The organism is Propionivibrio sp., from assembly GCF_016790145.1.
Taxonomy (GTDB): domain Bacteria; phylum Pseudomonadota; class Gammaproteobacteria; order Burkholderiales; family Rhodocyclaceae; genus Propionivibrio.
Map to the genome: position 1 here is coordinate 19,537 of NZ_JAEUOI010000193.1, position 9,102 is coordinate 28,638.

Annotated in this window: 9 protein-coding genes; all 9 read left to right on the forward strand. The window is 57.5% G+C overall.

Translation table 11 applies throughout. From position 1 onward, the window contains the following. The first annotated feature begins 46 nt into the window (after window positions 1-46). On the forward strand, window positions 47-1,042 hold the full coding sequence (locus tag JNM42_RS15825) for an oxidoreductase (RefSeq protein ID WP_294272304.1): 996 nt from the start codon (window positions 47-49) through the stop codon (window positions 1,040-1,042). Between the two features lie 46 nt (window positions 1,043-1,088). Beyond that, complete coding sequence (locus JNM42_RS15830; RefSeq protein ID WP_294272307.1) at window positions 1,089-2,231, forward strand: diguanylate cyclase; 1,143 nt, start codon at window positions 1,089-1,091, stop codon at window positions 2,229-2,231. Window positions 2,232-2,276: 45 nt separating this feature from the next. Next, window positions 2,277-4,175, forward strand: coding sequence for a propionate--CoA ligase (locus JNM42_RS15835; RefSeq protein ID WP_294272311.1), 1,899 nt, complete (start codon window positions 2,277-2,279; stop codon window positions 4,173-4,175). Between the two features lie 367 nt (window positions 4,176-4,542). After that, on the forward strand, window positions 4,543-4,947 hold the full coding sequence (gene rpsF, locus JNM42_RS15840; protein WP_294272313.1) for a 30S ribosomal protein S6: 405 nt from the start codon (window positions 4,543-4,545) through the stop codon (window positions 4,945-4,947). 14 nt (window positions 4,948-4,961) lie between these two features. Beyond that, window positions 4,962-5,270 carry a primosomal replication protein N gene (gene priB, locus JNM42_RS15845; RefSeq protein WP_294272326.1) on the forward strand — a complete coding sequence of 103 codons (309 nt, stop codon included), beginning with the start codon at window positions 4,962-4,964 and terminating at the stop codon, window positions 5,268-5,270. Then, window positions 5,263-5,538, forward strand: a complete 276-nt coding sequence (gene rpsR, locus JNM42_RS15850) for a 30S ribosomal protein S18 (RefSeq protein WP_186411290.1) — start codon at window positions 5,263-5,265, stop codon at window positions 5,536-5,538. The genes priB and rpsR overlap by 8 nt, the downstream gene beginning before the upstream one ends. Window positions 5,539-5,552: 14 nt before the next feature. Continuing rightward, window positions 5,553-6,002, forward strand: coding sequence for a 50S ribosomal protein L9 (rplI, locus tag JNM42_RS15855; RefSeq protein WP_294272320.1), 450 nt, complete (start codon window positions 5,553-5,555; stop codon window positions 6,000-6,002). A 156-nt stretch (window positions 6,003-6,158) separates the two neighbouring features. After that, on the forward strand, window positions 6,159-7,562 hold the full coding sequence (gene dnaB, locus JNM42_RS15860; protein ID WP_294272322.1) for a replicative DNA helicase: 1,404 nt from the start codon (window positions 6,159-6,161) through the stop codon (window positions 7,560-7,562). A gap of 152 nt (window positions 7,563-7,714) precedes the next feature. Further along, window positions 7,715-8,956, forward strand: a complete 1,242-nt coding sequence (locus tag JNM42_RS15865) for a hypothetical protein (protein ID WP_294272324.1) — start codon at window positions 7,715-7,717, stop codon at window positions 8,954-8,956. The last annotated feature ends 146 nt before the right edge of the window (window positions 8,957-9,102 follow it).

Consider the following 9,102-nt stretch of genomic DNA (forward strand, 5'->3'; position numbering starts at 1 on the left):
GGTTCGTGAGTCGCTTGAGCGACTTTCAAGCTAACAAGGAGTGTTCATGAGTCCGTTCAAGGCTTATCTGATCAACGAAGTGGAAGGTAAAACGCAGGCCGGTTTTGTCACCATGGATGAAGCGCAGCTTGACGCGGGTGCGGTGACGATCAAGGTTGCTTATTCCAGCGTCAATTACAAGGATGCGCTGGCCGCAACGGGCGCGGGGCGGATCATTCGTCGCTACCCCTGCGTGGGCGGCATTGATCTTTCCGGAATTGTCGAGACAAGCACCGATTCGCGTTTCAAACCCGGCGACCCGGTCATTGCCACCAGTTACGATATCGGTGTCGCGCACCATGGCGGTTATGCCGAGTTCGCACGCGTTCCTGCCGACTGGGTGCATCCTCTACCCGCTGGTCTTTCCCTGCTTGAAGCCATGGCACTCGGTACCGCTGGTTTTACGGCGGCCCTGGCGATTGTCCGGATGGAGGAAAACCGGCTGGCACCGGCCAAAGGGCCGGTCATCGTGAGCGGCGCTACCGGCGGGGTAGGCGGACTGGCAGTGGACATGCTGGCCAGACTGGGCTATCAGGTGACAGCGCTGACCGGCAAGGAAGCCGAGTTTGATTACCTCAAGCGACTCGGTGCGGCTCAGGTCATGCTCCGCTCGGCGCTCGATCTTTCGCGCCTCCGACCGCTCGACAGGATGCAGTGGGCCGGCGCGGTTGATAACCTCGGTGGCGAAGTCCTGGCCTGGATGGCCAGCACCATGCAGCAGGGCGGAACGATTGCCAGTATCGGCATGGCGGCGAGTGCCTCGCTCAATACGACAGTCATGCCCTTCATATTGCGCGGCGTGTGCCTGCTCGGCATTGATTCCGGTTATATTGGCGAACCTTACCGTAGTCGTATCTGGCAACGTCTGGGTGCTGATCTGAAACCACGACGTTTGCTTGAAATGACGCACAGGATTAGCTTTGACGACTTGCCGGACGTATTCGATGGTTTTTTGCAAGGAAAGGCGCGCGGTCGGGTTGTTGTTGAACTTGCCGGTGCCTAATCGCACCAGAGTGCAAAGTTGAACATGATTGCGGACTGAGTTACGAATGGAAACCCCAACCCAGTTGCCCCGTGTCCTGATTGTTGATGAATCACGCATGGTACGTGCGATGCTCATCAAGCATATCCGCGATCTGTATGAAATCCGCGAGGAAAGCGACGGCGAGGCGGCCTGGCAGGTTCTGGTTCTTGACCAATCGATTCAACTGGTGATTTGCTCGCTATCCCTGCCGGTACTCGACGGTGATGGCTTGCTGGTTCGCGTGCGCGCCTCCAGGCTGCCGCGTCTTTCCCAGATGCCGATTCTGATGATCTCCGGAGACAATGATGAGGCGCTTGCACGAGCCAAGTCTCACGGTGCGTCCGACTTCATCAACCGGGGCACGGGCGCTACCGAATTACTGGCGCGTATCGATTCCCTGCTCCAGCTTGTCGAGGCACAGAAACAACTCAAGGAAAACCTTCAACAGAACGTCCAGAACCCGGAATCGGGTCTGTTTACCCGCAAGTACATCGAGTTGCAGGCGGTCCAGGCCATGTCGCACGCTATGCGCCACGACAGTGAAGTCAGCGCCATCGTTATGAGTTTTGATAATATCGGCGCATTGCGTGAAGAACACGGTGCTGAGGTGTTCAAGCAATTGCAGCAGCGGTTTACCGACATGCTGGCCAGCAAGATCCGCAAGGAGGACAGTCTTGGTCACTTTGCCGGTAGCCAACTGGTGGTCATTTCGCCGGGTACACCGTATCCCGCCTGCGAGTCCTTTGGCAATCGTCTGCGCGAGGCCATTCATGTCGCTAATATAGCCGTGCATGGGCAGCGCTTGAACTTGTCGGTCAGTGTTGGTGTCAGCAATAGCCCGGTGGACGGTGTAACATCTGCAGGCGCTTTGATCGAACTGGCGGGGTCTCGTCTCAAGACAGCCCAGCAAATGGGCGGCAACCAGGTTATTTCCTGCCAGATGCAGCCATTGACCGCAGCACTGGTGCCCAGAATTGAACATGCCATCGCATTGATCAAGTCGGGACACGAGAGTGAGGTTGTGCCACACTTGTCTGCGCTCGGTCGTCAGTTGTTGCCGCTTTTGAAACTGTTGGATCGTGATTTGAAGTTGGATCTGCCGATGGCAGAAATTGAGAAGTGCTTGCTTGACCCGGCGCAGGATTCAAAAGATGCCGGGCAAGATTAATTCCCTTTAGTGCAGGGTCTTTAGTATCAGCAATAAGGAAAACTTATGACAACAATCAAGGAATTTCACCAGCAATCCATCGACAACCCGGACGCCTTCTGGGCTGAGGAGGCCAAGCTGATTGACTGGCACAAGCCTTTTACAAAGACGCTCGACTATTCCCGACCGCCTTTTGCCAAGTGGTTTGTTGGTGGCGAAACCAATATTTGCTATAACGCGGTTGATCGTCACGCGGCAAAGCGCCCGAATGACCGTGCAATGGTCTTCATTTCTACCGAGACCGACCAGGAGGTCGTTTATTCCTTCGCCGAGCTGAAGAAGGAAGTCATGCGCATGGCAGCCATCATGCAGAGCCTTGGTGTCGGCAAGGGCGACCGCGTTCTGATCTACATGCCGATGGTCGCCGAAGCCATGTTCGCCATGCTGGCCTGCACGCGCATTGGCGCCATCCATTCGGTCGTCTTCGGTGGCTTTGCCCCTGGATCGCTGGCTACACGTATCGATGACGCAACACCGAAGCTGATCGTCTCGTCCGATGCAGGCATGCGCGGCGGCAAGGCTGTGCCGTACAAGCATCTACTCGATGAGGCCATTTCGCTGGCCGTTCACAAGCCGGCCAAGGTGCTGATGATTGATCGGGGCCTCGACAAGGAATTCAACAAGGTCGCCGGTCGCGACGTCGATTACGCGACACTGCGTGCGCAGTACATGGATGCCGAGGTGCCGATCACCTGGCTGGAGTCTTCCGAGCCGTCCTACATCCTCTATACCTCCGGCACTACCGGCAAGCCGAAGGGTGTGCAACGCGATACCGGTGGCTATGCCGTCGCGCTGGCCTCGTCGATTAAACACATCTACTGCGGCAAGGAGGGCGAGACTTATTTTTCGACCTCCGACATCGGCTGGGTCGTCGGCCACTCGTACATTGTTTACGGGCCCTTGATCGCCGGCATGTGTACCATCATGTACGAAGGAACGCCGCTGCGCCCCGATCCGGGCATCTGGTGGCAGATTGTCGAGAAGTACAAGGTCAACGTCATGTTCTCGGCGCCGACTGCGGCTCGTGTGCTCAAGAAGCACGACAACTCGTTCATGCACAAGTATGACCTCTCATCCCTGAAGCACCTGTTCCTCGCCGGTGAGCCGCTCGATCAGCCGACCCACGAGTGGATCATGGGCGAACTCGGCTTGCCGGTGATCGACAATTACTGGCAGACCGAGACCGGCTGGCCGATTCTTTCCGCAATGCCGGGTGTCGAGAAGACCGAGATCCGCTACGGAACGCCAAGCTTCCCGGTTTATGGCTACAACCTCAAGATCTTCCGCGAGGACGGCACCATCTGCGATCCGGATGAAAAGGGCATTGTCGCCATTGTTCCGCCGCTGCCGCCGGGTTGCCTGACGACGGTCTGGGGTGACGATGACCGCTTCGTTTCAACCTACTTCTCGCTGTTCAGGGAGCCGCTGGTCTACTCCTCGTTCGACTGGGGTATCAAGGACAAGGACGGCTATCACTACATCCTTGGCCGTACCGATGACGTGATCAACGTCGCCGGTCACCGCCTCGGGACGCGTGAAATCGAGGAAGCGATCCAGGGCCATTCGGCGATTGCCGAAGTAGCCGTGGTTGGTGTTGCCGACCAGTTGAAGGGTCAGATGCCGATGGCATTCGCGGTAGTCAAGGATGCCGCATCGATCGCCACGCCTGAGCTGCGTGCCGCGCTTGAAAAGGCGGTGATGAAGCAGGTGGATGACAACCTTGGTGCGATCGCTCGCCCGAGTCGCGTGCACTTCCTGACCGTGCTGCCAAAAACCCGTTCCGGAAAGTTGCTGCGTCGTTCTATCCAGGCATTGGCCGAAGGTCGCGATCCGGGTGATCTGACGACGATCGAAGACCCGGCGGCACTCGAACAGCTCCAGCAGGCTCTGGGTAAAAAGGCCTGAGGAAAAGCTGCAGGCTCGCAGTGTTGTTTCCCCCGGGGTTGAATGCGCTCAAGCAGGTGGCGCATTCAACCCTGCGCGGGGCTCGTCCTTTCAAAAATCACTTTTTTATTGCAGCGTCATTACGGCGCAGCTCAAGGGAATTTCCTTCAATCAGATTCCGGCTGTCGCCGAAATGAGCGCGAAGCCTTGCCCCAGTCTACGGCAATTGAGGTTTCCTGACGTTCGCGAAGCCAACAGCATTCGTCCGCTGGCCACATGAAACACCGAAAAGCATTGATTAACAAGCCATAAACCAGCTATAATCGCCGGCTTTTCCACCTTGCTCCACCGTTCGCATGGCGGGGGGCTTAATCCATGAGGAGTGTTCATGCGTCATTATGAAATCGTTTTTATCGTCCATCCGGACCAGAGCGAACAGGTTCCGGCGATGGTCGAGCGCTACAAGGCACTCGTTGCCACGCATGGCGGTCAGGTACATCGCCTCGAAGACTGGGGGCGTCGTCAACTCGCTTATCCGATTCAGAAGCTGCACAAGGCTCACTATGTGCTGATGAACATCGAGTGCAATGGTGAAGTTCTTGCTGAACTTGAGCATGGTTTCAAGTTCAACGATGCCGTGCTGCGTCACCTGACCATCAAGATGAAGAAAGCTGTGACCGAGCCTTCGCCGATGATGAAGGAAGAGAAATCCAAGTCGATGATGGGAGTGCGTGAAGATGCGGTGCTTGATGCTGATGCCGAATCCGACGCCGAAGTCGAGCCAGCGGCCTGATTATTGAGGCTCAACTGAACTGCGTTGAACTCACCGGAATCCTGATCGAGCGCAAGGTACTGCGTTTTACCCCGGCTGCCGTGCCGGTAACGGAATGCGTGATCGGGCACCAGTCGGAACAGGTCGAAGCGGGTAACCCACGGCGCGTCGAGTGTGAAATCCAGGCCATTGCTCTGGGCGAGACGGCCCGATGGCTGCAGGCGGCGACTCCAGGAATAAAAGTTCATCTGACCGGCTTCCTGGCCGCAAAAAGCCAGCACAGCAAGCAGTTGAGATTGCATGTAACCATGATCGAATTTGTAGAAGGGAATCAAAATGGGTAGGTTCTTCAAGAAGAAGGATGACAAGAACGTCAAAAAGCGTGGCAGCGGGCTGTTCAAGCGCCGCAAGTTCTGCCGCTTCAGCCTTGAGAAGATGGACGGCATCGATTACAAGGATGTCGACCTGTTCAAGGAATACATTGCTGAAAACGCCAAGATCATGCCGGCTCGTCTGACCGGGACCAAGGCCGGCTATCAGCGCCTGCTGTCGGTGGCCATCAAGCGTGCGCGCTTCCTGGCGCTGCTGCCCTATACCGATAACCATCAATAATCGAGGAACAGACGATGCAAATTATTCTGATGGAGAAGGTCGTCAACCTCGGTGACCTCGGTGATCTGGTCAAGGTCAAGGATGGTTATGCCCGCAACTTCCTGATTCCGCATGGCAAGGCCAAGCGCGCCACGCCAGTGACGATGAAGGAATTCGAAGGCCGGCGTGCCGAACTCGAAAAGGTCGCTGCCGACAAGCTGCTGGCGGCCCAGGCATTTGCCGCGAAGCTCGAAGGCGTGCTGGTTACGGTGGCCCGCAAGGCCGGCGTCGATGGCCGCCTGTTCGGCTCGGTGACCAATCATGACGTGGCCGATGGCCTCAAGGCGCTGGGTTTTGAGGTCGAAAAGTCGGACATTCGCATGCCGATGGGTCCGCTCAAGACGGTTGGCGAGTCCTCGCTGGAAATCTCTTTGCACACCGACGTACTGGCAAGTATCAAGGTTGTGGTGGTTGGCGAGCAGTAAGCCAAGTCATCCGGCGCCATTATCAGGCGCCAGCGAAAAAGCCTTGCCCTGGTGCAAGGCTTTTTTCATTTGCGGGCAGCGAGGATACCCCGGCCCGGGGTAAACTCACGTCTCTGACCATCTCCTGTCTGTCCCGTTTCGCGTACCGGAATTCTTATGGCCAAGTCGTTCAATTCAGCCAATTCACAGCAATCGCCGATTGATCCGGCAATTGCCCATCTGCGCATTCCGCCGCATTCGATCGAGGCCGAACAATCGGTGCTTGGCGGTTTGTTGCTCGACAACGCAGCCTTCGACAAGATTGCCGACCTTGTCGGCGAGGCTGATTTTTATCGCGACGAACACCGGCGCATTTATCGCCAGATCCGCAAGCTGCTCGAACGCAGCAAGCCGGTCGATGTCGTTACGGTCGCTGAAAGCCTCGATCTGGCAGGGGAGGGCGGCGAAACCGGTGGCCTGGCCTACCTCGGCGAACTGGCGGCCAATACACCGTCGGCGGCTAACATCCGGCGCTACGCCGAAATCGTCCGCGAACGGGCCGTACTGCGCCAGTTGGTCACTGCTGGCGACGAGATCGCCGGTAGCGCACTCAACCCGCTTGGCCGCGACCCGAAGCAACTGCTCGACGAGGCCGAAGCCAGGGTCTTTGCCATTGCCGAGGGCGGTTTCCGTCATCAGACCGGTTTTGTGCATATCAATCCGCTGCTCACGCAGGTCGTCGAACGGATTCAGGAACTGCATGATCGAGACAACCCCTCGGACATCACCGGGCTGCCGACCGGCTACCACGATCTCGACGCAAAAACCTCGGGTCTGCAGGCCGGCGATCTGCTGATCATCGCCGGTCGCCCGTCGATGGGGAAAACCTCGCTGGCGCTCAACATGGCCGAGTATGTGGCGGTTGAAGTCGGTTTGCCGGTCGCGGTCTTCTCGATGGAAATGGGCGGCACCCAGTTGGCCATGCGCATGCTGTCCTCGGTCGGCAAGCTCGACGCACAGCGTGTGCGTACCGGTCGCCTCAACGACGACGAGTGGTCGCGGCTGTCCTTTGCCCTGGGCAAGATGCACGAGGCCCCGCTTTACATCGACGAAACGGCGGCGCTCAACCCGATCGACCTGCGCGCCCGAGCGCGCCGGCTGCACCGGCAGTGCGGCAAGCTCGGCCTGATCGTGATCGACTATCTGCAACTGATGTCGGTCAGCGGGCATGGCGAAAACCGTGCCACCGAGATTTCCGAAATCTCGCGCTCGCTGAAGAGTCTGGCCAAGGAACTGAACGTACCGGTGATCGCTCTCTCGCAGTTGAACCGCTCACTCGAACAGCGACCGAACAAGCGCCCGGTGATGTCCGATCTGCGCGAGTCCGGCGCCATCGAGCAGGACGCCGACGTCATCATGTTCATCTACCGCGACGAAGTCTACAACCCCGACACGCCGGACAAGGGCAGCGCCGAAATCATTATCGGTAAGCAGCGTAACGGCCCCATCGGCATGGTTCGCCTGACCTTCGTCGGCGAATACACCCGCTTCGAGAACTATGCCAGCGCGGGGTCTTATTGAGGCAGCGGCGCTGCCCCAATCGCTCAATGCAGCCGGGTCGAAGACTCTTGATTTTGAGGTACAGGAGTGACAATGAATGCTGGCAGGAAATGCGAAATGTTTCACTTTTATGATGCCTGTCGTTGTCTACTACAGACCTGCTCGGAGGATTCATGAGCGTGTATCTCAATGAGCTATTCACCCGCCACCTTGGCCGCGTGCTCGCACAGGAGCCCGTTTCAGATGATCCGGAAGAGATGAACTGGCGTTTGTTCTTCGCCCACAGTCAGGATATGCAGGGGTTCGCTGCGGATATTTTCGTTGGAGGACCGTCTGAACGTCGTCATCCGACGGACTCCTCGTTCAGGGGATTGCGTGAGCGGTGGGGTCGAGACAGCAAAGCGCTCATTACCGATTTGGGTTCTTTGTGGGCCGAGGTTCAGGCTCGGAAAGCTCTCGAGCAGCTCACGCTAGGCAGCCGTGGTGGTTCCGTAGACCAGGGCATCGCGGTTCTGCGAAGCAGCGGCAGGCTTGGCGCGATGGTTTTTGCTGACACACTCGACAGCTTCAAGACAGGTAGAGGGTCACGTAAGACCAACAAGATGATCCGCGCTTATGTGCAAAACTCGGCTCTACTGCTCAATCACGGCGCCAGCTTTCGCCAGTACCTTCAGACATTTGCGCAGGGTAGTGCGTTTCCACCACAAACATCTGCTGCGTGCTTCGAGGCCACGGCGCGCGACCGTATCGAGAGGGACTTCTATAACGTCGGGCCGCAGCTCGCGAACTACCTCATTTCCGACTGGCTACTCGGCTTGTGGAAAGACGGGTGCATCGATTGGTTCGAAAGTTACAAGAAAGACTCCGTTCACGAACAGGCCATCGAACATGGCCTACTGCCTCGCGAGGCTGGGGAGAACTTCATCGACTTCTGCAGGACTGTTCATATTCCCCCCGAATACGGGGCTGTGTCCGGCAAGCCCTGCCCGCCACGGGTGCTCAACGCTTGCCTATGGCAGGACGGCAATCGAAGTTCTGGGATCCAGACCAAGCCTCGCCCTGTGTCTCCCAGGCGTCAGGTCCAGCAGGCAGTAGCGCGCGATGTTAACCGCAGCACCCGCAGTTGCGAGCTGATTGAGGAGTTCCGTGATAATGATCGCGGCTATTGCGCTTGGTTGGCCGCGCACCGGGACGGATACGTGCTCAACGTCAATCGCAGGCCGAAGGCGGACTACCTCAAGCTCCACCGACCGGACTGCCCCTACATTGTCGGCCCCATCCAGCGGCAGCAGCGGCTAACCCAGGGCTACATCAAGATTTGCTCCGTGGCTGAGGCTGATCTGGTCGCGTGGTGCAGGAAGCGGTTCCGAGTCGAACCACAAAGTAATTGCTACTGCCTTAGTCGGATTCCATAATCATGGAGCCTCTTGCAAAAGTCAGGATTGCAAATTGTTTCGCCGCCCCATTCGTCCGCTGGGGACGATTTTTCGGCTTCAGTGATCACTTTCTGGCCACGCGGCTAGCTATATGTCATATTTGTCATGATTCAGCGCGAAGCTTC

Coding starts and splice junctions, on each gene's coding strand:
- JNM42_RS15825 (WP_294272304.1), top strand. CDS start 47: ATGAGTCCGTTCAAGGCTTATCTGATCAACGAAGTGGAAGGTAAAACG.
- JNM42_RS15830 (WP_294272307.1), top strand. CDS start 1,089: ATGGAAACCCCAACCCAGTTGCCCCGTGTCCTGATTGTTGATGAATCA.
- JNM42_RS15835 (WP_294272311.1), top strand. CDS start 2,277: ATGACAACAATCAAGGAATTTCACCAGCAATCCATCGACAACCCGGAC.
- rpsF (WP_294272313.1), top strand. CDS start 4,543: ATGCGTCATTATGAAATCGTTTTTATCGTCCATCCGGACCAGAGCGAA.
- rpsR (WP_186411290.1), top strand. CDS start 5,263: ATGGGTAGGTTCTTCAAGAAGAAGGATGACAAGAACGTCAAAAAGCGT.
- rplI (WP_294272320.1), top strand. CDS start 5,553: ATGCAAATTATTCTGATGGAGAAGGTCGTCAACCTCGGTGACCTCGGT.
- dnaB (WP_294272322.1), top strand. CDS start 6,159: ATGGCCAAGTCGTTCAATTCAGCCAATTCACAGCAATCGCCGATTGAT.
- JNM42_RS15865 (WP_294272324.1), top strand. CDS start 7,715: ATGAGCGTGTATCTCAATGAGCTATTCACCCGCCACCTTGGCCGCGTG.